Origin of the sequence: Thalassotalea sp. G20_0 (assembly GCF_017744175.1) — a bacterium.
Classification (GTDB): domain Bacteria; phylum Pseudomonadota; class Gammaproteobacteria; order Pseudomonadales; family Endozoicomonadaceae; genus Endozoicomonas.
Window position 1 is genome coordinate 92,351 of the sequence record NZ_JAGHQV010000009.1, and the last position, 26,610, is coordinate 118,960.

Here is a 26,610-nt window from a genome sequence, read left to right on the forward strand (position 1 = left end):
GATTTACTCCTGACAACCATGGCCAAAAGCCATAAACCTTCTGGTAACCTGGTCAACTTCTGCAGGAATCACATTCACCTTTGCCGCGAAAGATACGCGTTGTTTTTCTTTTTTGCGGGCATCCCTGGAAGGGTTCAACCAATTAGCCAAAGAGCGCATCTGATCATCACAATGTTTATTAAGATTTCGATACACATACGCCAGAGAGCTTAAATAAGCAGCCACATTGAGTCCTGCGGATGAGCCGGGGGTTATCTCAGGATGCGTTTTAAGTCTATCCAGACCATATTCAAAATTGCCATAAATATTAACCGGTATAAAACTTTTGACTTCAGGGTAACGGTCCAGATAGTGACGCAAACCTTTCAATAGCAGCTCAGCGGCTTTTATTTCATCGCCAATAAGATGAAATCCCCAACCGGCAGAATGAAGAACCCATATATCATTTGGGAAACATTGACTGGCTTCCCGGGAAAAGCGCTCGACAGTATCCCGGTATCGGTGAGGAAGGTGATAATAATCCAAAAACAGCGCATTCAACTCTCGCCAGTAATCCCGCCCACTTTTCATGCTTCCTGGCTCTGAAGAATCGGTTGCCTCTGCCTCTGCCTCTGAAGGTATAACATGTGCCGTGTCCTGTCTGGCTTTTATTGACGGGCAAGGTCGGTCAGCTGGACAGGATTGAACAGATTCTGTTTTTTCAGCAGGTTGGGAAGAACGGGAAGGAATTGCATGATGTTCGCCCCCTCGTTTAGCTTTGTTTTTTCGATTCACTTTGTGCTTTTTACTGCTGTCGGCTTTAGATTGTGGTTCAACATCAGGCTGCATGGAGCTGACATCAATATCATCCATGTTTGCCATGACCAGCATATAGTCGGCAGCCTTGTGCTCATAGTACTCCTCCCGCCATTTAATATCTTTGGCTCTATAATAGTCAGCAGCACTTATGCAGCCCTGAACAATAGCACCGATATCGCCCAGCTTTTCCAGACAGGTAATCCATTCTTCGTATACGGGTACCTGGCTTTCCCCGCTGACCAAAGACTGGTAAATTCGGCTTGCTGCATCAATAGCGCCGGATTTTTCTTCGCACTTGGCCAGCATATATTGTTTCAATACACCTGCGGAAGGCTGTAGATAGGAAAAGCAATTGTAACAGTCAAGCAATTTGCGAGCATCCTCCCCGGATCTTTCCAAAGCGCACACTGTTGCGGAAAACAAAAACTGCAACAGCCCAAGATACTCGGTAAATTTTTTCCTATCACTCAAACCCGTTTGCTGATATCTCTGACAACCATTTTTTACACGGGAAATCAGCATTTCCAGGTCAACATCTTTTCCTGCCAGCAAACTGAATTGTAAAGTATGAATATCTGATTCATCATCCCCGCGTCTCTTTTTTATTTCCAGAAATTGTTTTTCCTGTTCAGTTACACCAGGAATTTGCTGTAAACATCTCAATGCCAACTTCACAGGCAGCTCAGGGCTAAAGAATGATGCACAACGCTCACTGCCATCCATATTCACGCAGCAGGCGATAATATTAGAAACATAATAAAGATCCCACCCTACGTGCCAAAACTCTGATACAAACCCCACATCATCCCTGCTAAGTACAATTTTGTAGATTAGCTCAATAATTCCTCCACACTGATTCTTTACGACTTCGGTTAATACCATATTTGTTTCAGCACTCTGATCACTTAACACTTTATGTAGAATGAAAAACATACATTGCATAAAATATCGAGGACTGTAAAAGTCAGACAATATCTCAAGAAAACAAGCAACATCCTGCTGCTTTATTTCTTTTCCGGCATTGATTACATATAAGATTCGCGCTGTAAGACGCTCCAATTCGATCAACTTTTTATCATTTTCAGCTTTTAATTCACTCTTCTTTTTTCTCAGTTGGGAAACGGTCATTTTTTTCCTGGAAACAGGACCAAGCTTATCATCATTAAACGCTGGTCCTTTCTCCATAACACGGATGGCTTTTACCAGTAGAAGGTATTCCTGAGACCCGGTATCAAAAAAAGCAGAACTGAAACCTGAATAACCAAGGTAATTATTAGTGAATTTGGGCTCTACAGTGCGCCTGGAAAGGTTATCAGTCACCGTAGCGTGAGCTGGATCCTGTTGGCTTTGTAAAAGCGTGTCATGTGTTTCAGACTTGTTAATCCCGGCACCTGAGGATGCAGGTTCACAGTGGAACAAGTTATATTCTGAGGGAATCATAATAATTCATTAATCCATTAGGTAATGGCTCACCATCAGCTGTGCTGAGCACAACGCAGTGGCCAATAAACGCATATAAAAACAGATTTTGCAGACTCAATGATGGTATAATCTACGTATATCTGACAATAATGGCGGGGTTTGTTTACATCCAGCAATTATCGTTACTAACCGTTACATTTTCCCGCTCAGAATTTCACCAAAAATGATCTGGATCAATTTTGGTCTTCCAAGCCATCCTGTAACATTTGGTTTCTTGTTGTCTACATTTCATCCAGCTGTTGAGAATACGTTCCGTGCCGATGAACTCCACCTTGAATATGCACCTGATCAGCCAGATCCGTGATCGTGCCCAGCGCAACCCGGAACATATCGCCATGCGCTTCATCACTCAAAGCGCTGATCAGGATGCTCGTCAGTGGCAGGAAGTCAGCTGGCATCAGCTCAGCAAAAAGATTGACCAGGCTTCCCGCACACTGTTGCAGCAAAACCAGCAGGTACAGGCAAAAGTAGGTATATGGTCACAGAACATGCCTCAGTGGACAGTCACCTCCTAGAGTTTTTATCTGCTTGCCCGTGGTGCCACCAATGTCTATCTCAAAGACCCTCATCATGTCAGCGAGACGCTGAAAACCGTTAAGGGTAGCATTGCCAAGAACATCGTTATTGTCTACCAGATCATGACTGCCCTCTGCTCGTATCTCTATTTCCCGGGCGGCATGACCGGCTTTGAGGCCATAAACCATGCCATGACCACGGTCTCAACGGGCGGATATTCCACCTCAGTCACTCACCCTGGTTTCATTTAATACCACGTCAACCATCACCAGTCTTTCCGGAGCCACAACAGCGGTTGCCAATGTGGGTCCCGGACTGGGGGCCGTCATTGGCCCGGCAGGGAACTTAAGTTCTCTACCGGATGCCGCTAAGTGGCTATTAAGTGTCGGCATGCTGCTGGGCAGGCTTGAGGTTATTACCGTCATTGTGCTTTTTACGCCTGCTTTCTGGAAGGGCTGAGGGATTTACTCCTGGTAGTCATGGCCAAAAGCCATAAACCTTCTGGTAACCAGGTCAACTTCTGCAGGAATCACATTCACCTTTGCCGCGAAAGATACGCGTTGTTTTTCTTTTTTGCGGGCATCCCTGGAAGGGTTCAACCAATTAGCCAAAGAGCGCATCTGCTCATCACAATGTTTATTAAGATTCCGATATACATACGCCAGAGAACTTAAATAAGCAGCCACATTGAGGCCTGCGGGTGAGCCAGGGGTAATCTCAGGATGGGCCTTAAGTCTATCCAGACCAGTTTCGACGTTGCCATAAATATTAACCGGTATAAAGCTTTTAACTTCAGGATAATGACGGTCCAGATACTGACGCAAACCTTTCAATAACAGCTCAGCGGCTTTTTGTTCATCACCAATAAGATGAAACCCCCAACCAGCAGAATGAAGAATCCATATATCCTTGGGAAAAACCTGACAGGCTTCCCGGGAAAGACTCTCGACAGCATCCCGGTATTTGTGAGGAAGATGATAATAATCCAAAAACATTTCATTAAGTTCTCTCCAGTAATCCCGCCCATTCTTCCCGCTTCCGGGCTCTGGAGAATCGGTTGCCATAACCTCAGATAGCATAACCTGAGCCGTGTCTTTTTCGACTTTTCCTGCTGAACAAGGCCGAGCGGTTGCACAGGATTGAACCGATTCTGTTTTTTCTGCAGGTCGGGAAGAATGTAGAGAAGTTGTATGATTTTCTGCCCCCCGTTTAGCCTTGTTTTTTCTATTACTTTTGTATTTTTTACTACCAACGGCTTTAGCTTGTGGTTCAACATCAGGCTGAACGGAGCTGACATCAATCCCACCCTGACCTGTAGAGTAATCAACGCCTTTTATATCATCAATATCATCCTTGTTTGCCATGAACAGCATATAGCTGGCAGCCTTGTGCTCATAGTACTCTTCCCGCCTTTTAATACCTTTGTCTCGATAATAATCAGCAGCGCTCATGCAGGCCTGAACAACAGCATCGTTATCGCCCAACTTTTCCAAACAGGCAATCAATTCTTCGAACACTGGTACTTGATTTTCCCCACTGACCAAAGACTGGTAGATACGGCTTGCTGTATCAACAGCACCGGATTTTTCTTCACACTTGGCAAGCATATATTGTTTCAATACTCTTGCAGATATTGTAAAGGAAAAGCAGTCGAAACAGGAAAGCAATCTGCGAGCATCCTGATCAGATCTTTCTAAAGCGCAAAATGTTGCAGAAAGTAAAACCTGCAACAGTCCGAAATACTCCATAATATTATTCTTATCAATCAACTCCGTATGCTGAAACCTCTGACAACCATTTTTTACACAGGAAATCAGCATTTCCAGGTTAACATCTTTTCCTGTCAGCAAACTGAAATGTAAAGCCTGAATTTTTAATTCATCATTCCCCGATATCTTTTTCTTCAAGTTCAGAAATTCTCTTTCCTGTTCAGTTAAATCAGGAAATCGCCGAAAAATTTTTAAAGCGAATTTCACAGGTAACTCAGGGTTAAAGTATGATGCACAATGCTGACTGCCATCTATATTCTGGCAACAGCCAACGATATTAAAGGTATAATAAGTATCCCAAGCCAAATACAAATTTTGAAAATTTGGTACAATAGTAAAATCATTCCTGCTGAGTAAAAATTTATAGATCAGCTCAATGACTTCTCCACACTTATGCCTTATAGCATTGACTAATAACATATCTCCATCATTACCATGATCGTTTACCACTTTATGTATAATGAAAAACATACATTGTATAAAATAATAATGATTGTGAAAATCAGACAATATCTCCAGAATACAAGTAACATCTTTTTGCCTTATTTTTTTTCCGGGATTATTTACATCAGAAGATATTTTTTCTGTAAGACGCTCCAGCTCTCTCAACTTTTTATCATTTTCAGATTTTAATTCACTCTTCTTTTTTCTCAGCTGAGACACTGTCATTTTTTTCCTGGAAACAGGACCAAGTTTATCATCATTAAAAGCTGGACCTTTTTCCATAACACGGATAGCGTTTACAAGGAGAAGATATTCCTGAGACCTGACATCAAACAAAACCGAACTGAAACTTGAAGAACCAAGGTAATTATTGGTGAATTTGGGTTCTACAGTGCGTTTGGAAAGACTATCAGACACAGTAGTTTGAGCGGGCACCCGTTTGCTTTCTGAAAGCGCGTCATGAGTTTCAGACTTGTTAATCCCGGCACCCGAGGATGAAGATTCAGAATGGAACAAGTTATATTCTGAGGGAATCATAGTAATTCATTAAACCATTAGGTAAATGGCTCATTATCAGCATTGCTGAGTACAACGCAATGGCCAATAAACGCATATAAAAACAGATTTTTCAGACTCAGTGATGGTATAATCTATACGTATTTGACAAAAATGGTGGTGTTTGTTTACATCCAGCAATAATCATTACTAACTGTTACAGTTTCCCACTTCGGATTTCACCAAAAATGATCTGGATCAATTTTGGTCTTCCAAGCCATCCTGTAACATCATGCATCCGTCATTTTGTTGTTTACATTTTCATCCAGCTTTTGAGATTACTTTCTGTGCCGATGAACTCCCCCTTGAATATGCACCTGATCAGCCAGATCCGTGATCGTGCCCAGCGCAACCCGGAACATATCGCCATGCGCTTCATCACTCAAAGCGCTGATCAGGATGCTCGTCAGTGGCAGGAAGTCAGCTGGCATCAGCTCAGCAAAAAGATTGACCAGGCTTCCCGCGCACTGTTAAAGCAAAACCTGCAGGTACAAGCGAAAGTGGGCATCTGGTCCCAGAATATGCCTCAGTGGACCGTAGCCGACCTGGCCTGCCTTCAGGCACGACTGGTTACCGTACCACTGTACCCCACCAGCACCACCGAGCAGGTCAGATACATTCTGGATGAGACAAAAGCCAGTCTGCTGTTTGTGGGTGAACAGGCACAATACCATAGTGCGCTTGAGTTACTGGCCCGGTCATCCACATTAAAGACCATAGTTATCTTTGACCGCTCGGTTGATATTAACAGCTGCCCGCAGGCTATCTACTTTGACGACTTTATCCAGCACGGTGTTGAACCGGCCATTCTTGAAGAAAGGCTGAATTCCCGTTGCATGGAAGACCTCTTTACCCTGATCTATACCTCAGGCACCACGGGCGAGCCAAAAGGCGTTATGCTGGACTATGCCAATATGGCAGCCAGCTTCCGTGGCCATGACCAGATCATCCACCTGGACAGTCTGGACACCTCTTTGTGTTTCCTGCCACTGAGCCATATTTTTGAGCGCGCCTGGAGTTTTTACGCCCTTGCCCGTGGCGTTACCAATGTCTACCTCAAAGACCCCCATCAGGTCAGCGAGGCGCTGAAAACCGTGAAGCCGACGGTGCTTTGTGCCGTTCCCAGATTCTTTGAAAAAGTCTATACGACCATTCACGGGAAAGTTGCCACAGCACCCTTTATTCGTCGTATGATTTTTAATACTGCGGTTACCATTGGCAACGCCCATATGGAATACCGCCGCAAAGGTGTTGAGGTGCCTGCTTATCTGGAGAAGCTCAACCGTATCGCCGACAAAATGGTGTTCAGCAAAATTCGTGCAGGCCTGGGCGGTAACATCCGGTTTATGCCCTGTGGCGGCGCTCGTCTTGATGACGACATTAACCGTTTCTTCCATGCCATCGGTATTAATGTGAAAGTGGGTTACGGCATGACGGAAACCGTGGCAACCGTGACCTGTTTCCGTGACACTGAATTTGAGTTTGGTTCCTGTGGTATTCCTTTACCGGGCATACAGGTACGCATCGGCGCAGAAGGTGAAATTCAGGTTAAAGGCGACAACGTCATGCGCGGCTATTACAAAAAGCCGGAAGAAACCGCAAAAACCTTTACTGCGGACGGCTGGCTGCACACCGGCGATGCCGGTCTGATTGATGAAAACGGTGCGCTGCGTATGACCGAACGTATCAAGGAGTTGATGAAGACCTCCAACGGTAAATACATCGCACCACAATACATCGAAGGTACGCTGACCAAAGACCACTTTATCGAACAGATTGCCATTATTGCCGATGCCAGAAACTACGTAACGGCATTGATTGTTCCCGCCTTTGAGGCTCTGGAAGAACACGCCAAAGCGCTGAATCTGAAATACCAGAGCCACAGGGAACTGATTCAGCACAGCAGCATTCAGGAACTGATTCAGGAGCGGGTCAATAAAATCCAGCAAGGGCTGGCTAAATTTGAACAGGTGAAGAAATTTACGCTGCTGCCCAAAGAGTTTTCCATCGAGCTGGGTGAGATCACGCCAACCCTGAAACTGCGTCGTAAAATTATTATGAAGCGATTCAAGAAAGAGATTGAGGCCATGTACGCTCCCAGCAAAGCCTGATGACTATCCCTTGTGAATATCACAACAAAGGCATCCAAACGGATGCCTTTATTCCAAAAACACTGTTTTATACCGGCCGACTCACCCGTCGAGCAACGCATCACTCAATGAATGATAAAATTTCACCACGCCTTCTACAGGCTCAACACCGTCACAGCTGGCATTGTAATTCGCTGATCAATAACCGGGTATAGTGCTTTCTGTACGGTTCAATCAAGGTTGTTGCTATGACAGCAGCTTGCTAAACTCCGGCGCTAAACGTACATACCAAGAAACTGGCAGAAGGAAGCTGACTGTTGTTCTCAGGAACTTATTTTCATATTGAAGAGCGCTACCGGTCACGCTTGGAGCAACTGGGTATTACTTCTTTTGAAAAAGCAATGACGTTGCCGATAGGCGATGTGCTGGAAAAAGAGCTATCCAGAGAGAGTCGTCGTATCAAACAGAGTGGGCAAGTTGCTTACTTGAAACGACAGTTTATTGTTTCGAAAAGATTGTGCCTTGAGAGCAATATGCTGCTGCACAAAGCTTACACCCCTGCTGTTAATGAAGCCATTTATATCAAACAGCTCAAATCCCATGATTTTCAGGTCATGGACGTGATGGCGGTGGGGGAGCGCCGGAAAAATGGTTTTCCTGTCGAAGGTTTTATTCTTGTAGATGAGGTTCCCGGTTATCAGCTGGACCGTTATCTGACCGATACTGAGGACGAAAAAATGACTCATGACCTTCTTACAGCTTATGGCACATTGATTGCCAGACTTCACCAACAGGGTTTCTTTGCACCATTGCGAGTGAAAGATGTGATTATTCGTGATGTGAAAAGATGTGAGCTGGTTATGATTGACCGGGAAATCCGTAACCCATATCCACGTATGCGTACGAAAAGCAGGGCCCAGCGCTCGCTTAGAGATGGCTTTCGTCGTACAAGGAGAGAGTTCAGGAAGTTTAATGATGATATGGAAGCGATCATCATGAGTGCATACCAAAGACAGTAGGGATAAACCCTTCAACTGGCATGGCTGGCCCACTGTTTTAATAGCAGACAGAAAAGACAGCCATGCCCCATCAGGTCAATTTAACAGTCAAACATCGCATAACATTATTATTTATACTGACCGACTCACACGTCCAGCAAAGCATCATTCAATGAATGATAAAATTTCACTACGCCTTCTACAGGCTCAACACCGGCCCGGACCAGGTTTTTTAATGGCTGGAACTGTAATTCACTGATCAATAGCCGGGTTTGGTGCTTCCTGCACTGTTCAATCAATCGCGTGAGGGCCGAGAGACCGCCAGCATCCAGCAGATAGACATTTTCCATCTGTAAGATAATCGTATGTTTATCCTGGCTTAAACGACTGATCTCTCCAAATACGTGATCAGCAGCGGCAAAAAACAGCGGCCCCTCAATGCGAAGGACGGCCGTCGTTGGCGTTACTGGCGTATCTACATAGCGTTTATCCCTGGTGATATCCCTGACCTGGATCATCTCAGCGACTTCTTTCATAAACAGCAATGCGGCCAGTACCACACCAACGCTGATGGCAATGACCATATCAAAGACAACCGTCAGGAAAAAGCAGACCAGAAAAACCAGCACATCACTGCGCGGAGCCGTTTTCAACAGGTGCACCGCTTTAGGTGCTTCGCTCATGTTCCAGGCAACCACCAGCAGCAAAGCAGCCATCGCAGACATGGGAATACAGGCAAGAATACCGGTCAGTGCTACCAGCGCCAGCAGCACAACCAGGGCATGAACCATCCCTGCTACCGGGCTCTGTGCCCCGGCCTTGACGTTGGCAGCTGACCGGGCGATGGCGGCAGTGGCTGGAATCCCACCAAAGAATGGCGCAACCATGTTGCCAATACCCTGCCCTAACAGCTCACTGTTTGCACTGTGTCGTTTACCCGTCATGCCATCCAGCACGACGGCACACAACAGCGATTCGATAGCCCCGAGCATGGCAATGGCAAAAGCGGAAGGAAGCAGGGCCTGAACCAGTGACCAGCTGATACCGGATGGCTGACCATCGACACCCGCCTGCATCCACGGCCAGGCAAACTCGGGAAGGACCGGAGGAATCCCCATACCCATGGAGCCATCAGGTAGCAGGTACTGGAACCGGCTACCAATCGTTTCAACATCGAAACCATAATGGCCAATGATCAGAGCGAGTAGACTGCCAGTAATCACCGCCGGTAAATGAGCGGGAATGGGCAACCTTAACCGGGGCCACAACAACATAACGGCCAGTGTTACGATGGCAATCAGCAGGCTTGGCCAATGGGTGCTGCCCACTCCATTGACCAGAGCTGTTACTTTTTCCCAATAGTGCTCAGGCATGGCGCTGATGGTCATACCAAAGAAATCTTTCAGCTGCAGTGTGGCAATCACAGCACCAATACCAGCGGTAAATCCCAGTGTGATCGACTCCGGTATATACTGAATCAGACGTCCAAGGCGCATTAGAGCCATCAGCACCAGAATGACGCCTGACATAACCGTTGCCAGCAGCAAGCCAGCAAGACCGAATTTTTCTGCAATAGGAAATAACAGCACCACAAAGGCGGCGGTGGGGCCGGATATGCTGTAACGGGACCCACCCAGCAAGGCGATAATAAATCCGCTGATGATCGCCGTATAAAGACCGTACTGCGGCGCAACACCACTGGCAATGGCCAGCGCCATGGATAATGGGATGGCAATAATTCCGACGGTTAGTCCCGCCAGCAGGTCGCTGGCAAAATGTTTGCCAGTGTACTTATCGGCAATGCAGGCCTGACTCAGGGCATGGCAGAGCTTCAGTGACAATAAATGGGCTCGATGTGGCACGGTAATGGCCTGTTCAAGAGAAGAGGAAGAAGAAAGGCGCAGTATAATATGCCTAAATCCGGACAGCGGCTATGCGTATTATGTGCTGCCAAAGCTTTTCTTTCTCACTGGGCAGCGGCAAGAAACGCTGCCAGGTGCCGGGTTGCCTATTGCACAATGACAAGCGCTTCCATAAGGTTTTGGATTAAACAAACTCAATATTCAAAACCTGAACCTGCGTTTACACTATGCAGGAGTTCAATGATAGTTTCGTAAGATTCAATCTTATTGACAGCGGCAAAGTCATTCAGTTGATTCACACGGTCAATTGCCGTGTCGCGAAGTACTTGTGCAACTTTAAGAGGGGTATGTACTGCAGTATTGAGGGCATTGACATCAGCACTTGCAGCAATCAGGCGTTCAACAATCTCTGGCTGACAATTTTCAACTGCAATGTGAAGAGGGGTACCCCCGTTTGTACTATTGGTTGTATATCTGTCAAACGCTTTATCGGGGGGGAACGGGATCTCCCCGTCTGAGACACAGGCATTGACATTAGCGTTTCCGTCAATCAAGAGCTGAACAATGGATGCCTCACCTTTTTTAGCCGCAAGATGGAGGGCGGTCCACCTGTAGTTTCCCATAGTGGCATTGACATTAGCATTTCCTGCAATCAGCGTTGCAACGCTTTCAGGCTGGCCTTCGTCGACTGCACGGTAAAGTGGAGTCATACCACGATCGTTAAGGCAGTTAACGTCAGCGCCTCTGGTAATCATGGCTTTGATAATATCTGTCTGACCGCATTCAACCGACCGGAAAAAGGCGAGCTGACTGGACCCCAGGCATTGAAGTTTATGAAGAGCAACCCCCCTGGTATTGGCCGACAATTTGTCGAATAAAGCCCAGTCATTGATTTCAGTCAATGCACTAAGCAGCTCTGCACGTGCCCCTTCGCAGTAGGCCTCAGTATCACAAGTTGCACTGGCTAAAGAACTGATTATGGGTTTCGTCAGTTTCCCTTCACTTTTTGCCCAGCTGAGCAGTGTCTTGCCTTCACCAATAAGTACTTCGATGTCGGCACCTGCAACGGCCAGATCGTTAACCACCTGTTCATGCCCGGCTTCAATGGCACAGTGCAGGGGAGTTTTCCCGTAGCTTGTTATTTGTGCATCGCTTCCATGGTATTCGAGAGTGGATCCCAAAGGGAGGCCCTGCCACTTTTCCACCGAAGCCAATAAAACGTTCCAATCCCGCCTGTCTTGGATTTGACTGGGCGTTTCCATCACATTTGCCTGGTAATTGATATTTGCACCATTTTCAAGCAAGAACCAGATGGTATCGTGATGACCGCATTGCGCCGCAAAATGGAGTGGAGTCATACCTCTTGTGAGGGCGTTGACGTTGGCACCATGGCGGACAAGGTGCTCTAAGGTCGCTACATCACCTTTGATGGCAGCGCAATGGAGCGGAGTTAGCCCATCTTCGGTGCTGTCATTGACATTTACCCCGAGGGCAAGCAAGCCACTGATAGTATCAGGCCGACCTTTTGCAGCTGCCACGAGGAGCGGCGTTTCATCAGGTGATAAACAATGGGTAACGCTATGATTGCAGCCCGGGCAAGTTGTATTCTGTGGGACTTCCAGAAATTCACCAATGCACAACTTATGATAGCTATGGGTACAGGGAAACAATACAACAGTACGCTGATTACCCAGATTGCCAAAACAGAAATTGCACTTTTCAATTTCCGGATTATCCGCTTTAGAGACTTCCGAATCAGCGTGTGTCATCACGCCCTGCCAAGGGTCTTTTGATTGTAAGCCATGCATAACTTTTAACTCAGGTTATATTAAAGAAATTCGAACGATGGTACGCGAAATACTGGACAATCGACCAAATAGTATTGTGTTTGTCCATTAAATGACGCAAAAGTTCCCATCTGATTTTTATACAATTAATCAGGTAAGCAGCATGCCTGTATTAAACGAATAAAATGAACCGTGCGGCATCTTATTACCATGCAGATTCTTACATTCTCTCTTTGACGTGTTGGTTGACCCTTTTGTGTTTTCATAATCAAAACCATTGATTGTGTCATTATATTGATCATTTCTGCCCTATCCCGGCATCAAATCACAAAGCGTTGGTTTTATTGACTACAATTAGCACTTATCAAATCCAAAGGAATGCTGGAGAAATACTATGGATAGCTCGAGAGTTGTTGGTTCGACACTACAAAATATTCAAGCACCGCCATCCGATGCTTCTCTCAACGATGCCGCTCCCGTTAAAAAATCCTTCCTGGGTAAGTTAGTGACAACCTTTAAAGGTAAGAAAGAACCAGGTCTGGGCAGGGCTAATGATACTGATTGTCTATCCAAGCCAAAGAAAATAATTACAAAGTTATTTAGCCGCAAAATCCAAAAAACCAATTGGGGAAGGGTAAATTATTTTCAGCAGGAGAGAATCAGTAAAATACAAGGTCAAGATGGAAAATCAGACTCAATAAATTCCGCAAAGGCATACAATGAACTGGCTTCAAAATTAAAAGAAAGTAAGAAAGAAGTTGAAGTACTTGAGAATAAGGTCAAAGAGTTTGAAAGTTCATACTCAGATGCCTTGAAATTATTTAATAAAGGCAATTTTAGTGATAAAGACCTAAAGAAAATAAAAAATCTGAAAATCCCTATCAATAGCGGTTCTGAAAACATAAAAATACACTCAAGCAGTAAGGGCCAGATACAATCTCAAGTCAAGAATATTAAAGAGCAATTCCAGAGTTCTGAAACACAGGATTGTTTTAACAAACACTGTGATAATAAGGGCAAGTTGACTGAAGCAAAAGAGGCTCTACGCAAGCTGGAAGGACAGATTTCCTTTGCTTACGGTAAGATAAGCAGGGAACTGGGCACTGCAGCAAGTCAGGAATACCAACAGGAAATGGCAAATGCCAAAAAGGCAATGAAAGCTGACATAGCGAAGCAAGAAGCAGATTATAAAAATAGAATTGCAGAACTTAAGCAGAGTTATCACCAGAATATTGAAAAAGGGGGCCAGAAAGCGGTTCATGTTAATTCCAGTCAGGATCAGTACAAGGCGAACAAGAATCTGTTCAAGGATCGAAAAGAGAGAAATATTGCCAAGGCAAAAAAGGCTTACAAAGTTCGTATGGAAGAAATCAAGAAAGCTCGCGCCACGAACCAACAAGTTGCACAAAACTTGATCAAACCAAAACAAGCCACAGCACCATCTGTCATGCCCGTGAATATGGAAAATGGGGCCAGCAAACTGTTAGAAAAATTCAACACTCCTGGTTATATAGAGGGTGAGCAATGGCAGGATGATATCAAAGCAATCTTTGACCGTGGTGATGTTGATGGTTTGGAAACTGTCGAAAAAACTCTAAAACAGTGGCAAGCAAACCAGAGCCAGAGTGCTTTCAAAGAAGTATTGAAATTTATTAAGCTTGAGAAAGCTATCAGATTGGCTCGCCCATGATCTGAAAGTCCTGTCCGTGTAAAGACTCAGCATGAACATTCAGGCCAGTGCCCAATTTGGTTACTGGCCTTTTTTATGCTTTACACAACCGGTATCGGACTAACCACATCGGCATTCTGTGCCCGGTGCCGCAGAAAATGATCCATCAGGGTAATCGCCATCATCGCTTCAGCAATGGGTACTGCGCGAATACCTACGCAGGGATCATGGCGCCCCTTGGTGACGACCTCCACCGGCTCGCCCTGACTATTAATCGACTTTCCTGAGGTGGTAATACTGGATGTTGGCTTCAGGGCAATATGAGCAACTACGTCCTGCCCGGTACTGATACCACCCAGGGTGCCACCAGCATGGTTGGAAAGGAAGCCATCCGGGGTAATCTCATCCCGGTGCTCCGTACCTTTCTGGCTGACACTGGCAAACCCGTCACCTATTTCAACGCCTTTGACCGCATTAATGCTCATCAGTGAATGGGCCAGATCCGCATCAAGGCGGTCAAAAACCGGTTCCCCAAGCCCTGGCGGAACACCGGTCGCCATCACGGAAACACGAGCGCCCACGGAGTTACCTTCGGCCCGAAGGCTGGTAATCAACGCTTCCATTTCCGGGACTTTGTCCGCATCTGGCGAGAAGAACGGGTTGTTTCGCACCTCATCCCAGTCCAGCTTCTCGACCTGAATATTGCCGATCCGGGACAGCCAGCCAAGCACTTCTATACCCTTGGACTGCAAGTACTTGCGGGCAATAGCGCCAGCCGCCACTCGCATGGCCGTTTCCCTGGCAGATGAACGGCCACCACCGCGATAATCCCGAACACCGTATTTATGGGCATAGGTGTAATCCGCATGACCGGGTCTGAACAGATCCTTGATATTGGAGTAATCCCTGGAGCGCTGATCCTGGTTTTCAATTAACAGGCCGATGGGGGTACCGGTGGTCACCCCTTCAAAAACGCCGGAGAGGATTCTGACCTGATCCGGCTCACGACGCTGGGTGGTGAATTTGGAGGTACCGGGCTTACGACGATCCAGGTCAACCTGAAGATCCGCTTCTGTTAACGGCAACCCCGGGGGGCAACCGTCAACAATACAGCCCAGTGCCAGACCGTGGGATTCACCAAAGGTAGTGACCTTGAACAACTGTCCTATACTATTTCCTGCCATACTTGAGCGATCTCATTGTTATTTTCAGAAAATTCCCAAAATGGTTAAAAACCCCTTACAGGGCTTTTAACCGATTCTTGAACAAAGACTGATATTTTCTGCAATCTTCAGCAGACAGCACCAGAACACCATGACCGCCTTTTTCGAAATCAGGCCAGACAAACGGTACTTCCGGATACTCATCCTGTAAAGCCCACTGGCTGTTGCCAACCTCCAGCACCAGCAGCCCCTGGTCATCCAGGTAATCAGCTGCCTGCGCCAGAATGGTACGGGCGAAATCAAGCCCGTCATCTCCGGCAGCCAGACCCAGCTCGGGTTCGTGGGTGAACTCTTCCGGCATATCGGACATATCTTCAGCATCCACATAGGGTGGATTACTCAGAATCAATTGATACCTGGGACGCTCTGGCAAAGCATCCAGAAAATCAAACAGATCCGACTTAATGGCCTGCACCCTGCCCCAGAGTTCGTGGCGATCAATATTGATATTGGCCACTTCCAGGGCGTCTTCAGAAATATCCAGCAGATCCACCTGGGATTCAGGAAAAGCATGGGCTGCACCAATGCCAATACACCCGGAACCGGAACACAGGTCAAGCACACGGCTGATCTCTACATCTCCCAGCCACGGCTGGAACTGCTGGAGAATCAGCTCGGCAATGGGAGAACGGGGGACCAGCACCCGCTCATCCACATAAAATGGCATATCACAGAACCACGCCTGATTGACCAGATAGGCCAGGGGTTTACGACTGACCGCCCGCTCTTCAATCAGGTTGGCCAGTTTTTCACGTTCACGATGGGTTAAACGACTGTCAAGATAGTTGTCGGGAAGATCCCAGGGCAGCTGCAATACCTGGAACACCAGATGCAGGGACTCATCCAGCGCATTATCACTGCCATGACCAAAGAACAGACCCGCCTCATTAAAGCGGGTTGCTCCCCAGCGTACAAAGTCTCGAATAGACACCAGCCCTTCGCAGGACTCATTGGAACCTGTCACATTTGCTCCTTCGGATTCGCAACGCCCGGAATTTTCACGCTGAGCCGAACCCTTACTGCCTTATATAGGCGGCTTAAAATAGCATATTCCCTGCTCAGGGGTAACGGCTGTTTAACGCAGATGACCTGCCGTGATCCTTAATCGGAGAGATAATACTCGATTGTCGCAACCACACGGACTTTCTTGATATGAGGGTTATTCCGGTCACGATCACTGATGGAAAACTGCCCCTGGGAAGCTCTCTTGATTTTGCCCAGCTCGCTTTGTGAATCCGAGGCAAACTTTTCCGCCACTTCCCGGGCCTTACGGGTCGCTTCCTCAATCATTTCCGGCTTAACATCATTCAGGCGGGTAAACAGGTACTCCGGCTGTGAACCGTAATGACCACCGGTAAACACAATGCCCTCCCGGCCAAGGTCCGACAGATTGCCCATCACCGAGCGCACCGCTTCAATATGACTGGAATAGATAGTCATGGTTTGCAGGGCGGTATAACGAAACTCCGGGCGACTGCTGCTGCCATAATTATTAGCCGATTTATCGGTAATATCAGGCGACATCAGGCTAATGTCTTCAGCCGCGATACCACTCTTTTCCAGGAACTCCCTGATGCTGTCAATATTGTTTTCAATCGTGCCATAGAGAGCTTTCAAATCATTATCGGCCGCTGAAAACTGAATAGGCCAGATCACGACGTCTGCCTGATACTCCCTCTCTGACAACCCTTTGACCGTGACACTTCTCTCATACTGCTTGAATTCAATGGCAGCATTCGCCAACAAATACCCCAGACAGGAAAGCCCGAGAAAAACAGAAATGCCCAGTATCAAGGCACTGACTCTACCGGTACTCATATTGCTTACACCTGATCATTTTGTTGAAAAAATAACGAACCCCATCTTTGGGCTCACCCGGTAAATTATCAGATTCTACGCTAAACTTGAGTATTTTATATTTCGGGCTACCACATAAGACAAACCTCAAGGGACATTCGCCGCTTATGTTGCCACGGAGTACATTGCCCATCTCACAAGACACGCTAGAATTCTGGTGATTAAACGTGAAGGAAGCATATAACATGGCGTTTAACACGCTCTTTCCGGTGGACAGTAATGCATCGGCGCATGGAGATTCTACGTTTCTGCCCATTAACTTTATGTTATGCGCTGCCTCAAGTACTCATGTCTATAAATAAGAAAAGGAAAAGAATATGCTCAAGATAGGAAGTATAAGAGATACACCATCATCCCCACGTACTCCTGATGAGGAGCCCGCGAAGAAAGCGATTAAAAAAGAAATACCTGACAGTGATGACCAGCATTCACGAAAAACAGGCCTTGTTGAGCGCACAATTGCTTCAATATCCGGAAGCAGTTCAGAGAGTGACTCTTCCTCAACAATCACAGAAAGCAGTTCAGAGAGTGACACCCCCCCAACAATAACTGAAAGCAGCTTAGGTGACTCATTCTTAACGGTAACCGGAAGCAGCTCAGAGAGTAGCTTAAGCTCACCATCGTCATCAAGCATGTCTGAAGGAACAACTTTCAGAGTTAGTAATATGCCGATTGACGTGCTTTCTCAAGTGCAATTACTTGACCGGCTTAGCTACATGTTATCAGATTATCCAGAGCTATCTTCTATTACCAGAATTGAAGGGATTCCAACCAGAAGTGAATTTAACACAATTTACGCAAAACTTCTTATCCAGTTACATTATGAAAATATGGGTCATGATTCCGCAAAAATATTTTCGTTAATTGAGCCAATATGCAAAGGAATTTTTGAAAAACTAAAGTAAATTGCTATCAGACTTTTTTTGCGGATTGCATCAGTTCCACCCGCTTATTCATCATATCCTGATATGAGCCTTGTTGGGTGACACTATCCAGAACCCGGGTAAGGTGCTCTTGCAAATGCTGCCTGAGACTCCCGGGTGTTTCATCGGATGTATAGCGATCAACAATCTGCTCAATGGCCGTGGTGATCAGGCTTGCAGAGTTCAGTACTTCAGCAGCCACTGTCGGTTCACCGGCTTTCAGTGCTGCAATGGCCTGCTTCAGTTTGTCCACCACTTCTTTATTCTGGCCTTCTTTGACCAGATCTTCTTTGATCTGTTCTTCCCGTAAGCGCTCTTTCAAGAGCTCGAAAAATTCAGCATTAGACATAGCTTCAATGGCAAGCAGTATACCCCTCTGGGCGACCAGAATACCCTCCAGGAACTCTTCACGGGTTCTGATTAATGGCTGCAGATCAATGCCCAACCTCTGGGACAATAGACTTAGCCGCACATGTTCCGGTATTCCATAGAGATCTGCACTGTTGTGCTGACTACCCTTTGCGCCATGGACAGATGCATCCCCACTGTTGCGATTGATCGAAACAATATTATCAATCACCCTTTGCAGCGCCAGTGAGCCCGTATTCGCAACAGATGGGGACACATCAGCAGCAACAACGTTTAACACCTGAAGAGGGGCTGATAATCCTGCCGCAGAAGCTTGCTGAATGGTCTCTGTCAGCTGTCTGACATTACTTTCATAGACGCCCATTACTTCATCCGTATCCGTGGCTTCTGCCAGTGCCGACTGCACCTTTGTCACCATATCCTGTAATGGGGTAGATGCAGGCACGTTGACGGTTGAGCGTTGAGTCCCTGCTACCTGGTTATCAACGGTTGATCGCTCCCCTGGTGGCTGTCCCGATGCCTCTTCTGACAAAGACGCTGATAAGCTACCCGGCAAAGGCTGGGCAGCTTCTCCTGTAGACTTTTGACCCAGAGAGTCTCTGATCACCAGGGCAGTTGATAGAAGCCCCTTAATTTCTTCAGACGAAGCCACCATTGCACCAGGCAGAGCCGGTTGCAGGGCAGGAACCGGTATCACAGATGCAACAGGGAAATTTTCAGTCCTGGCTGCCTGGCCCTGTGAGACAGAGTTCGACTGCTGGTAACCGGAAGCCACCTTGTCAACCTTGTCTTTTACGGGCTGCCCGGCCAGAAACTCTGCCGGCACAGGCTCCAGTCGGCTGGGCTGTATATCCCCGGATACCTCACTCATACCCTCACTCCTTGCAGTACCATCAAAACTCGTTAATCATTTTTTCTACCCGGCTTACCTCAGGACTGGTGGTGCCGGATTCATGGGCCATTAAAACCGACGCCCGATAAGCAAGCCTCGCTTTTTGATAATGCTCCAGGGCGACATAACAATCGCCTACATAAATCATCGGATGTGGGTCATTGGCATCAAGAGAAATTGCGTACAGATACGTATCAATGGCCTCACCATAAAGGTTCACCATTTGCTGGCAGGCACCGAGGCCAGTGAAAAAGCGGGGATTCCACTGATCATAGAGACAGAGAAATTGAAACAGGCGGGCAGACTTCTCATACAAACCATTATTATATTTCAGATACGCCAGTTCATAGATGGCTTCCTGCGCCTCCTCACTGATATTACTGGCTTCAGCAAGACTCCCTCCCCTGGCCATATAATCCTCCACAATGGCCATTGCCTGGGCATCAGGCGAGCTGAACACTGAATCATTCATGTGCTGCTTCCCTGCAGATTAGAAAGACGAGTTGTTCTATATAGGTATAGTACCTTTACAGACCAGCTCGAAGGTTTTTAACAGACTCTTGAGCCCGGGGGACACAATGCCACAGAGAATTGAAGATGGAATGGGACAACATCATTTCCAGGATCAGCCACCAAAACAACCTGAGCCTGTAAAAGGCTGCCTTGGCAGGCACCCTGTAACTCCGGAGACAGGACAACGTTATGTGAACGCAAAAACCGCCAGGGCAGTCAATGGGAAAACTCAAAGACACCTTTTACAACGAAAAGTTTACTCCAATGCAGCCCTTTATCTGCAGCGAGCAGCACCTATTACCTTACAGGGGGCCACTATCGACAAAGAGTACAATTACCCGATCGTGCCTAAAAAAGATTTACTTAAGGTCAGGAAGTTAGGCAAAGGGACTTATGGCTCAGTGGTGCTTGTGATACACAGATATACCCATCAATACCTTGCCCTGAAAATGGTTGGTAACGATACCGATCGAAGGCAAGAGTGTGCACAGTTGATAAGAATTCAACGGGCAGTAGCAAAAATCCATGGTAACACAGAGAATATTGTCAACCTTATTTCCCTGAGTCGTGGAAGGTCAGATAGAAAATATGTTCTTATGGAGTATGGGGGGCGGGATTTACTGGGCTCATCAAAAAAGTATGGCCGTTTCAGGGGCAACGAGCTTAAAAAAACTTTTTTCCAGGCTGTTAAGGGCGTCAACACCCTGTTTAGAGCCGGTTACCAGCATCATGACATTAAACCAGAAAATATCCTGATTAGCAGAAAAGGTGTTGTGAAGATCTGCGATTTCGGCCTGGCAGAAAAAATGGGCAGGGGAGCTCAAATTGGCAGAGGAACACCAGAGTATATGCCTCCGGAAAAACTGTATGATTTGCGCGGCGGCCCCATTTACAGAGCTGATTCCTGGTCCCTGGGGTGTACATTTGCTGAACTGCGCTTAGGTTACCCTGTCATGATCGGTACTCGCACCTTATGGGAAAGTCACAAGCTCCCTGGTGAGACAATAGCTCATCTGAAAACGATGCGAGAAGAGGCATACCAGCAGCTTCTGCAACGGGAAGGCAGGCAAGCAGCTGAGTTATTCAGGGCATTAACCAAGCTGCATCCTGGTGACCGGCTGTCCACCACCCAGGCGCTGAAGCACCCTTACTTTGCTGCTTGCTATTCTTGATATATTCAGACAGATTTATAACATCGGATCATGACATGGAACGTTTCAACGTAACCTCGCCCTCAAATATAAACCCTGAACAAATCAATCTGGCTGAACCAAAAGCAGCAAACTATTCGGGGATCAAAGAAAAAAAAGATACCAAGATACTGAATAGCGATGGAAAACTTGTCTCTAAATGGGGGCGGCGTATTGAAAATCACTTTAATAAAACGTTTATTGACGAAGAAAAATCCGTTCCGAAAGCCAACATGTATGAATTTGAAAAAGGCATAACCAAGAGACGTATCGAAGTATTAATGGAAGAAGTTCAAGAAGATCAGGAAGGTAAAAACAGATCAGACCACGTTGACAGTATTTTAAAACTTCCCGATGAAATACCAGAAGAGTGTACGTTTTTTGACAAGAATCAGTTCAGGAAGCTTATCGAATCAGATACTGAAGTCTATCTATCCCATGAAATACATCGTTGCAAATCGGGTGCAAGCCTTGTTGCATTAAAAAAAGAAGTCAACCGGCTTAAGGCAGGCAATAAGCTATCAGCCAACGTGATCGATTCACTCAATCAGAAAATACATGATCAGATGGCAGTTCTGGTGAAGGCAATGCCGGGCCATCTTAAAAGTATCCCATACGATGGAGACCCGGAAAAAGACTTTAATATGGCTATAAAAAAGTGCCATGCCATCAAAAACCTGTTTAATGCCGCTGAGCATATTGATAAAAACCTGGCTGTCAGGCTTGAAAAAGAAGCATGTGAGATGATGGTTAATACATTTTCAAGCGATGTAAGTGAAATAAAAAAGTTATGCCTTGCACGGAACAATCTGAAAGAGAGTGAACAACTATCAAAAGACATTAAGAATTTAAGAGAAGAAACAGTAAAACCATTTCTTAACACGGTTGCCGTACACCCGGAAAAATACTGCCAGAAAATTCAAGTCACTACAGAAAAAGCAATAACGGAATTAGAAAATCAACGCAAGATAATCCCTGACAACACAAGCAACCTGAACAACAAAGTCAGAAGAAGTTCGATAACAGAGAACACTGAAACGCCTCTTTTGCAAAAAGATGGGCAGTCCAATGTGCTTCTTGATCTTCAACCAGCTGAACCTATCACTTTTCAGGGTGCCCCTATCGATCCTGAGTACAATTGCGCGATCATACCCAAAAAAGAATTAAAAAAGACCACGACATTAGGCAAAGGGGCTTTTGGCTCTGTGGTTCTTGTAAAACACAAGCGTACCAAACAAAAATTCGCCCTTAAAATTGTTGGTGATGATACTGCACGCAGAGATGAATGTGCAAAGATGGTAAGAATTCAGCGGGCAATAGCAGCAACCGGTGAGAACACCGAGAATATTGCCAACCTTGTTTCCCTGAGTCGTGGAAAATCCAATAAAAAATACATCCTTATGGAATATGGAGGAGAGAATTTACTGGACTCATCAGAAAAGGATCGTCTTTTTAGAGGTGAAGACCTAAAAAGTGCTTTTTTTCAGGCAACCAGGGGTATTAACACGCTATTTAAAGCCGGTTACCAACATCATGATATTAAACCTGAAAATATTCTGATTAATGGAAAAGGTGTTGTGAAGATATGCGATTTCGGGTTTTCAGCAAAAATGGACAGGGCTACTCCAGTTCGCAGCGGAACACCAAGTTATATATCGCCGGAAAAACTGTATAATTCGACCAACAAACCTAACGTCAGAGCAGACTCCTGGGCCCTGGGATGTACTTTTGCTGAAATGTGTTTAGGTGGTGATCCTATAATGCCTGTTACCAAGGATATGTGGAAAGGTAAGACGCCTTATAAAGAGGCTTTAGCCAAGCTAAAAGAAGCGAGAGAGGATGCTTACCAGAAACTTCTGGAAGTGGAAGGCGAACAAGCTGCGGATTTTTTCAGGGCGCTGACAGAGCCGGACCCTGAAATGCGCCTGTCCCCCACTGAAGCGCTTGAGCACCCTTACTTTGCGTCTTACCATTCCTGACGAAGCAATTCTAGTGTTCCATTTATCCGGATCCGAGTCGCCACGACAGGCATCGATAAAGTCTCTCCTGACTTAAGTTGTCTGTTGACCGGAATGCCAAAAGCATATTTGTTGATAATGAGATCGACCCAGACAGAAAGCCCCAGCGTTCCTTAAAATTGAACTTATTGCTGACTTGATAATCAAACGAAGTTGCCGGTTTACCACTTCTTAATAATAATCTGAGTAACATCACCTTTGATCTACAAGGATTATTATCTTCGAGTCGGAAAAAGACTGGTTATCCTGTAAATTAACTGAAAATTTATGAGATTATATTATGCAGCCAGTAAACACCCCAACTAAACTAGCTGAGCCTTCTAATTATTCAATGACTGCAGAGTGTTCAAATAATAAGTGTTCAGATAATAAGCGCTCAGATAACAACAGCCCAACAAATAAATACATTAATTCCAGCTCACCTGAAAGATTTGGTGATAATACACAAAAAACTCTAACCGAGCGTGAGGCAATAACTGTTGTTGAGCCTAAGGTTGCTCACGATCCTGAACCAAACGCTTCAGCTTCTTTGTTACCATCTTCGTCATATCCATCTTTAGGTGCTGAATCAGAAACAACCAGTTTTGATGCTAAATCAGAAGCTATCGTCATGGATATTATCAGAGAAATGAAGTCAAAAATTTCGGCTGATATTTCTCTCCCGGATGGCTGGAAAATAATGCCAGAGAAAACACCATGCAGCGACCTTATTGAAGGATTAGTAATTGACAATACTGGAATGCCTCGAATTCAATACAGTGGAAAAACAGCCTTTTATGATGCTTACTTAATCACAAGCCAATTAAATTACGAGAATGCTTTGCAAAAACGGACTGAAATTCAATCTGCTGAATTAATTGAAGAACAGCAAATGGCTGCTTATAGTCAGCTCAAAAAACTGATGGGTGCAGAAGTTTTTAAGTGTTTTGCTGTCCAGCTTGATAACATATTATATAATGGTATGGCACATCTGGGTTATGGATCACGTCTTTTTGCACAAGTTGACACAGTCTTAAACTGGTACAATACAGAACAAAACAAATCAAATGTTGAACAATTTTTGAATGGTGAATTTAAAGGAACGGAAGCAGCTATTAAACTTGAGCAATTCGTCGAAATGTTCGTTATCCATGAGGACTTAGCTTTAATAACAAGTATTTGTTTAGAAGAAGATATTGGACTTTTCGATGCAAGGTTCGAACCAATTCCAAATCAAGAAAACATTTATGAGCAATGGAAGCAAATAAGAGGCATTTCACAATCTCATCAACAGGTTACACAACATGCATATCAAGAAAGATCCCGCTCAAAGGAGTGTATTGTATTCTAGGAATGATCTAGACTAACCGAACGCAATATGTACTATCTATCTGATTCGATAGTTTTAGCTTACTTAGAAAAAACTGTCGGATCAGTAATCCCAGAGGCTGTACGGAAACTCCGTAACCCTGAAATTTGATATCACTGAATCGAATTAATGCTGTAATTTCAGGCCAGAACTTCTCAGCCTTACTCCAAAAAAACTGTTGCCACTTACAAAACATTTTTTTGACCCGCCCTCTCGCCGTTCCTGAACAAACTACATTCAAAAAAGAGAGGTAAACATCATGAAAACATTCAACTTCAGGAGCCAGAAGAACAACGTAAGCGCTTATTTGAAGACGTCCTCAGAGAAGCGCTTACGCATTGCCGAGAAAGATAAGGAAGCCCCAGAGAAAGAGAACCATGAAATACGCTAAATTCAGCAAAGAACATTTATACGACGAAGTTAGAATAAGCCATCGAGTAAAATGGACACTTCTTGGACATATCGGCAATTTGGAACAAATGAGCTAGAATAAAAGGAAGGGAAATTAAGGAGTTAGAAAATACAAATGGCGGTGAGGGAGGGATTCGAACCCTCGATACGGCTACAAACCGTATACTCCCTTAGCAGGGGAGCGCCTTCAGCCTCTCGGCCACCTCACCGTTTCAATATGGCGCGCTCGGGAGGATTCGAACCTCCGACCGCCTGGTTCGTAGCCAGGTACTCTATCCAGCTGAGCTACGAGCGCGTTGTTTGAAGCGACTTGAAAGATATTTGAATCAATTCAATTCGTCAATCACTTTTGTTGACTTGGCGCGCTCGGGAGGATTCGAACCTCCGACCGCCTGGTTCGTAGCCAGGTACTCTATCCAGCTGAGCTACGAGCGCCCTGCGTCAACGGAGGCAGACTATAGAGATTTCATTGGGTTGAGTCAAATACGGTTTTTACTGATCTACTCAAATCCAACCAATTGTTTCCTGAACTTTGTAATTTAATCGCTGTCATAAGAGTCAGGAAATCAAGCTGCTTTCGTATTGCCTTGTTTTGTTATTAATGAAACAAACGCATCAGATAAATACAGAGAAATGAAAAAACGATTTCCTCCGCTAACTACACGACCTGGTCTTGAGGAAATCCAATAATGGATAATATAGCTACAACGCCTGGTATATCACTTCCTTCTTCAGTGCCTAAGCACCCGGATTCAAGGGATGTGAGTATTTGTCCATCCTGTCAGGAGTCTTGTTTTCAGGGCAGGAAAGTCAATATAGTGCAAAGAAGACCTGAGCATCGGACGATTCCAGAAGGTCCCGAACAATGTCCGGTATGCAAGAAAGTCGTTGATTCACGAAATATCTCTCCTGTTACCCAGGCCAATGAGATTTCCAAACTCCGGGTAAACCGATGCCATGACCTGAGAGTTGTACTGGGCATAGACGATCACATGGCGGTCACAATAGTTCAGGACTTGATGAAAGAAGGTGTCATTTTGCCTCTTGAAGAGCGGTCCCGGGCTTTGAAAGAAGCCTTGGGGATTACCGACTATGAGTCGTCTTGTTACGAATGTATGAAGCTTATTGCCCAGCAGATTTTGCCCCACTCTCTTTCACTGGCAATGGGTATGTACACGGTTGTGCCCAGGCATGCCAACGCCTTATGGCAAATGGGTGTCAGCCTCTCGCCGGAAGAGCTGCATCAGGCTCTGACAGTTTTGCAGCAATCAATTGACAGTGATGGCGGCCAAGCAAGTGACCAGCGCCGTCTGATTCAGGAAGAGCATATCAAATTACTGGTTCAGATCGCAGAAACTATTCCCAGTGAAAAGTTGTCCGGGATCATGCTACCAGTATTCAAATCAGAAGATGAAGTCAGCATCGGATATATCAGGCTCTTGCTGGGAATGGCGTCCGACCCATCCTCCCATCGGCTGCTTGATGCTGTTTGCAATGATCTGGATATGGAACAAAAATCCATTATTATGAGAATCGCCCTGGCGCTTAACAGTGATGAAGGCAGCAAACTCTTTCGCACCCTGAAAAACAGAAATGGTACCCTGACTCCAGAAGAACTGCCCAAAGCCCTGAAGGAAGTCCTGGGTAGAAACAGTACCTGCTCTAACACCCTTTATAATTGCGTTATTGACTATGCTCACGACCTGTTTGATATGGGTGCCCGTCTGGACCAACCTGAGTGGGAAAAGGCAATGCTGAAAGCAAACGAGCTAAAATGTAACCGGGATAAGATGATGGGCGATCTTCATATCGCCTTCTTGAAACGAGACGAGACAGCTTTCAGTTTGTGGGAATCGACTCAAATGGATGCTCTGCCAGATTAATTCCCCCAGCAGT

General features: G+C 45.7%; 20 protein-coding genes, 3 tRNA genes and 1 pseudogene. 11 read left to right on the forward strand and 13 right to left on the reverse strand.

Annotated elements, in window-relative coordinates:
* Positions 1 to 3: 3 nt before the first annotated feature.
* Positions 4 to 1,521 carry a hypothetical protein gene (locus tag J7438_RS07765; protein WP_209276106.1) on the reverse strand — a complete coding sequence of 506 codons (1,518 nt, stop codon included), beginning with the start codon at positions 1,519 to 1,521 and terminating at the stop codon, positions 4 to 6.
* A 1,037-nt stretch (positions 1,522 to 2,558) separates the two neighbouring features.
* On the opposite strand from J7438_RS07765, the gene J7438_RS07770 reads away from it, so the two are divergent.
* A complete protein-coding gene (locus J7438_RS07770) occupies positions 2,559 to 2,795 on the forward strand; it encodes an AMP-binding protein (RefSeq protein ID WP_286196463.1) in 237 nt (78 codons plus the stop codon).
* Here J7438_RS07770 and J7438_RS07775 read toward each other — a convergent pair.
* A complete protein-coding gene (locus J7438_RS07775) occupies positions 2,760 to 2,984 on the reverse strand; it encodes a hypothetical protein (RefSeq protein ID WP_209201457.1) in 225 nt (74 codons plus the stop codon). The genes J7438_RS07770 and J7438_RS07775 overlap by 36 nt on opposite strands.
* Positions 2,985 to 3,063: 79 nt before the next feature.
* Here J7438_RS07775 and J7438_RS07780 point away from each other — a divergent pair.
* Positions 3,064 to 3,255: pseudogene (locus J7438_RS07780) on the forward strand (potassium transporter TrkH); the annotation flags it as partial.
* Positions 3,256 to 3,260: 5 nt separating this feature from the next.
* On the opposite strand, the gene J7438_RS07785 reads toward J7438_RS07780, so the two are convergent.
* The gene (locus J7438_RS07785) at positions 3,261 to 5,546 is read right to left on the reverse strand and encodes a hypothetical protein (RefSeq protein WP_209276108.1); all 2,286 of its coding nucleotides are present in this window, start codon (positions 5,544 to 5,546) and stop codon (positions 3,261 to 3,263) included.
* 329 nt (positions 5,547 to 5,875) lie between these two features.
* Between J7438_RS07785 and J7438_RS07790 the strand changes: the two genes are divergently transcribed.
* Together J7438_RS07790 and J7438_RS07795 are read left to right on the forward strand one after the other, a co-directional pair.
* On the forward strand, positions 5,876 to 7,675 hold the full coding sequence (locus J7438_RS07790; protein WP_286196464.1) for an AMP-dependent synthetase/ligase: 1,800 nt from the start codon (positions 5,876 to 5,878) through the stop codon (positions 7,673 to 7,675).
* A 296-nt stretch (positions 7,676 to 7,971) separates the two neighbouring features.
* Entirely contained in the window at positions 7,972 to 8,673 is a 702-nt protein-coding gene (locus tag J7438_RS07795; RefSeq protein WP_209276109.1) for a lipopolysaccharide kinase InaA family protein, read from the forward strand.
* Positions 8,674 to 8,798: 125 nt separating this feature from the next.
* Here the strand turns inward: J7438_RS07795 and dauA are convergent, their stop codons facing one another.
* Both dauA and J7438_RS07805 read right to left on the reverse strand, forming a co-directional pair.
* On the reverse strand, positions 8,799 to 10,514 hold the full coding sequence (dauA, locus tag J7438_RS07800; protein ID WP_209276110.1) for a C4-dicarboxylic acid transporter DauA: 1,716 nt from the start codon (positions 10,512 to 10,514) through the stop codon (positions 8,799 to 8,801).
* A 194-nt stretch (positions 10,515 to 10,708) separates the two neighbouring features.
* Positions 10,709 to 12,322: an ankyrin repeat domain-containing protein gene (locus J7438_RS07805; RefSeq protein WP_209276111.1), complete on the reverse strand. Its 1,614-nt coding sequence runs from the start codon at positions 12,320 to 12,322 to the stop codon at positions 10,709 to 10,711.
* 373 nt (positions 12,323 to 12,695) lie between these two features.
* Here J7438_RS07805 and J7438_RS07810 point away from each other — a divergent pair, with 373 nt between their 5' ends.
* On the forward strand, positions 12,696 to 13,991 hold the full coding sequence (locus tag J7438_RS07810) for a GumC domain-containing protein (protein WP_209276112.1): 1,296 nt from the start codon (positions 12,696 to 12,698) through the stop codon (positions 13,989 to 13,991).
* An 80-nt stretch (positions 13,992 to 14,071) separates the two neighbouring features.
* Here J7438_RS07810 and aroC read toward each other — a convergent pair whose 3' ends face one another.
* The 3 genes from aroC to J7438_RS07825 all read right to left on the reverse strand — a co-directional run bounded on the left by aroC (position 14,072) and on the right by J7438_RS07825 (position 17,011).
* On the reverse strand, positions 14,072 to 15,154 hold the full coding sequence (gene aroC / locus J7438_RS07815) for a chorismate synthase (protein ID WP_209276113.1): 1,083 nt from the start codon (positions 15,152 to 15,154) through the stop codon (positions 14,072 to 14,074).
* Between the two features lie 55 nt (positions 15,155 to 15,209).
* Positions 15,210 to 16,157: a 50S ribosomal protein L3 N(5)-glutamine methyltransferase gene (prmB, locus tag J7438_RS07820; protein WP_209276114.1), complete on the reverse strand. Its 948-nt coding sequence runs from the start codon at positions 16,155 to 16,157 to the stop codon at positions 15,210 to 15,212.
* A gap of 137 nt (positions 16,158 to 16,294) precedes the next feature.
* On the reverse strand, positions 16,295 to 17,011 hold the full coding sequence (locus tag J7438_RS07825; protein WP_209201446.1) for an SIMPL domain-containing protein: 717 nt from the start codon (positions 17,009 to 17,011) through the stop codon (positions 16,295 to 16,297).
* Positions 17,012 to 17,367: 356 nt separating this feature from the next.
* On the opposite strand from J7438_RS07825, the gene J7438_RS07830 reads away from it, so the two are divergent.
* The gene (locus J7438_RS07830; RefSeq protein ID WP_209276115.1) at positions 17,368 to 17,955 is read left to right on the forward strand and encodes a hypothetical protein; all 588 of its coding nucleotides are present in this window, start codon (positions 17,368 to 17,370) and stop codon (positions 17,953 to 17,955) included.
* Between the two features lie 7 nt (positions 17,956 to 17,962).
* Here the strand turns inward: J7438_RS07830 and J7438_RS07835 are convergent, their stop codons facing one another.
* Both J7438_RS07835 and J7438_RS07840 read right to left on the reverse strand, forming a co-directional pair.
* Complete coding sequence (locus tag J7438_RS07835) at positions 17,963 to 19,213, reverse strand: hypothetical protein (RefSeq protein WP_209276116.1); 1,251 nt, start codon at positions 19,211 to 19,213, stop codon at positions 17,963 to 17,965.
* A 22-nt stretch (positions 19,214 to 19,235) separates the two neighbouring features.
* The gene (locus J7438_RS07840) at positions 19,236 to 19,706 is read right to left on the reverse strand and encodes a SycD/LcrH family type III secretion system chaperone (protein WP_209276117.1); all 471 of its coding nucleotides are present in this window, start codon (positions 19,704 to 19,706) and stop codon (positions 19,236 to 19,238) included.
* Positions 19,707 to 19,812: 106 nt separating this feature from the next.
* Here J7438_RS07840 and J7438_RS07845 point away from each other — a divergent pair, with 106 nt between their 5' ends.
* From J7438_RS07845 to J7438_RS27625, 4 genes are all read left to right on the forward strand, one after another.
* Positions 19,813 to 20,919, forward strand: a complete 1,107-nt coding sequence (locus tag J7438_RS07845) for a serine/threonine-protein kinase (RefSeq protein WP_209276118.1) — start codon at positions 19,813 to 19,815, stop codon at positions 20,917 to 20,919.
* A gap of 35 nt (positions 20,920 to 20,954) precedes the next feature.
* Positions 20,955 to 22,916, forward strand: a complete 1,962-nt coding sequence (locus tag J7438_RS07850; protein ID WP_209276119.1) for a serine/threonine-protein kinase — start codon at positions 20,955 to 20,957, stop codon at positions 22,914 to 22,916.
* 319 nt (positions 22,917 to 23,235) lie between these two features.
* Positions 23,236 to 24,285, forward strand: coding sequence for a hypothetical protein (locus tag J7438_RS07855; protein WP_209276120.1), 1,050 nt, complete (start codon positions 23,236 to 23,238; stop codon positions 24,283 to 24,285).
* Positions 24,286 to 24,562: 277 nt separating this feature from the next.
* Entirely contained in the window at positions 24,563 to 24,694 is a 132-nt protein-coding gene (locus tag J7438_RS27625) for a hypothetical protein (protein WP_286196456.1), read from the forward strand.
* A 136-nt stretch (positions 24,695 to 24,830) separates the two neighbouring features.
* On the opposite strand, the gene J7438_RS07860 is transcribed toward J7438_RS27625, so the two are convergent.
* The 3 genes from J7438_RS07860 to J7438_RS07870 all read right to left on the reverse strand — a co-directional run bounded on the left by J7438_RS07860 (position 24,831) and on the right by J7438_RS07870 (position 25,149).
* A tRNA-Ser gene (locus J7438_RS07860) sits at positions 24,831 to 24,923 on the reverse strand.
* Positions 24,924 to 24,932: 9 nt separating this feature from the next.
* Positions 24,933 to 25,009 (reverse strand) — tRNA-Arg (locus tag J7438_RS07865).
* A gap of 63 nt (positions 25,010 to 25,072) precedes the next feature.
* Positions 25,073 to 25,149 (reverse strand) — tRNA-Arg (locus J7438_RS07870).
* A 254-nt stretch (positions 25,150 to 25,403) separates the two neighbouring features.
* Here J7438_RS07870 and J7438_RS07875 point away from each other — a divergent pair.
* Positions 25,404 to 26,597, forward strand: a complete 1,194-nt coding sequence (locus J7438_RS07875; RefSeq protein WP_209276121.1) for a hypothetical protein — start codon at positions 25,404 to 25,406, stop codon at positions 26,595 to 26,597.
* Positions 26,598 to 26,610 lie beyond the last annotated feature (13 nt).

Excerpts from the sequence above, each read along its gene's own strand:
- J7438_RS07765 (WP_209276106.1), bottom strand. The coding sequence starts at position 1,521 with ATGGATGGCAGTGAGCGTTGTGCATCATTCTTTAGCCCTGAGCTGCCT.
- J7438_RS07770 (WP_286196463.1), top strand. The coding sequence starts at position 2,559 with ATGCACCTGATCAGCCAGATCCGTGATCGTGCCCAGCGCAACCCGGAA.
- J7438_RS07775 (WP_209201457.1), bottom strand. The coding sequence starts at position 2,984 with ATGGTTTATGGCCTCAAAGCCGGTCATGCCGCCCGGGAAATAGAGATA.
- J7438_RS07785 (WP_209276108.1), bottom strand. The coding sequence starts at position 5,546 with ATGATTCCCTCAGAATATAACTTGTTCCATTCTGAATCTTCATCCTCG.
- J7438_RS07790 (WP_286196464.1), top strand. The coding sequence starts at position 5,876 with ATGCACCTGATCAGCCAGATCCGTGATCGTGCCCAGCGCAACCCGGAA.
- J7438_RS07805 (WP_209276111.1), bottom strand. The coding sequence starts at position 12,322 with ATGCATGGCTTACAATCAAAAGACCCTTGGCAGGGCGTGATGACACAC.
- J7438_RS07810 (WP_209276112.1), top strand. The coding sequence starts at position 12,696 with ATGGATAGCTCGAGAGTTGTTGGTTCGACACTACAAAATATTCAAGCA.
- aroC (WP_209276113.1), bottom strand. The coding sequence starts at position 15,154 with ATGGCAGGAAATAGTATAGGACAGTTGTTCAAGGTCACTACCTTTGGT.
- J7438_RS07825 (WP_209201446.1), bottom strand. The coding sequence starts at position 17,011 with ATGAGTACCGGTAGAGTCAGTGCCTTGATACTGGGCATTTCTGTTTTT.
- J7438_RS07830 (WP_209276115.1), top strand. The coding sequence starts at position 17,368 with ATGCTCAAGATAGGAAGTATAAGAGATACACCATCATCCCCACGTACT.
- J7438_RS07835 (WP_209276116.1), bottom strand. The coding sequence starts at position 19,213 with ATGAGTGAGGTATCCGGGGATATACAGCCCAGCCGACTGGAGCCTGTG.
- J7438_RS07840 (WP_209276117.1), bottom strand. The coding sequence starts at position 19,706 with ATGAATGATTCAGTGTTCAGCTCGCCTGATGCCCAGGCAATGGCCATT.
- J7438_RS07845 (WP_209276118.1), top strand. The coding sequence starts at position 19,813 with ATGCCACAGAGAATTGAAGATGGAATGGGACAACATCATTTCCAGGAT.
- J7438_RS07850 (WP_209276119.1), top strand. The coding sequence starts at position 20,955 with ATGGAACGTTTCAACGTAACCTCGCCCTCAAATATAAACCCTGAACAA.
- J7438_RS07855 (WP_209276120.1), top strand. The coding sequence starts at position 23,236 with ATGCAGCCAGTAAACACCCCAACTAAACTAGCTGAGCCTTCTAATTAT.
- J7438_RS27625 (WP_286196456.1), top strand. The coding sequence starts at position 24,563 with ATGAAAACATTCAACTTCAGGAGCCAGAAGAACAACGTAAGCGCTTAT.
- J7438_RS07875 (WP_209276121.1), top strand. The coding sequence starts at position 25,404 with ATGGATAATATAGCTACAACGCCTGGTATATCACTTCCTTCTTCAGTG.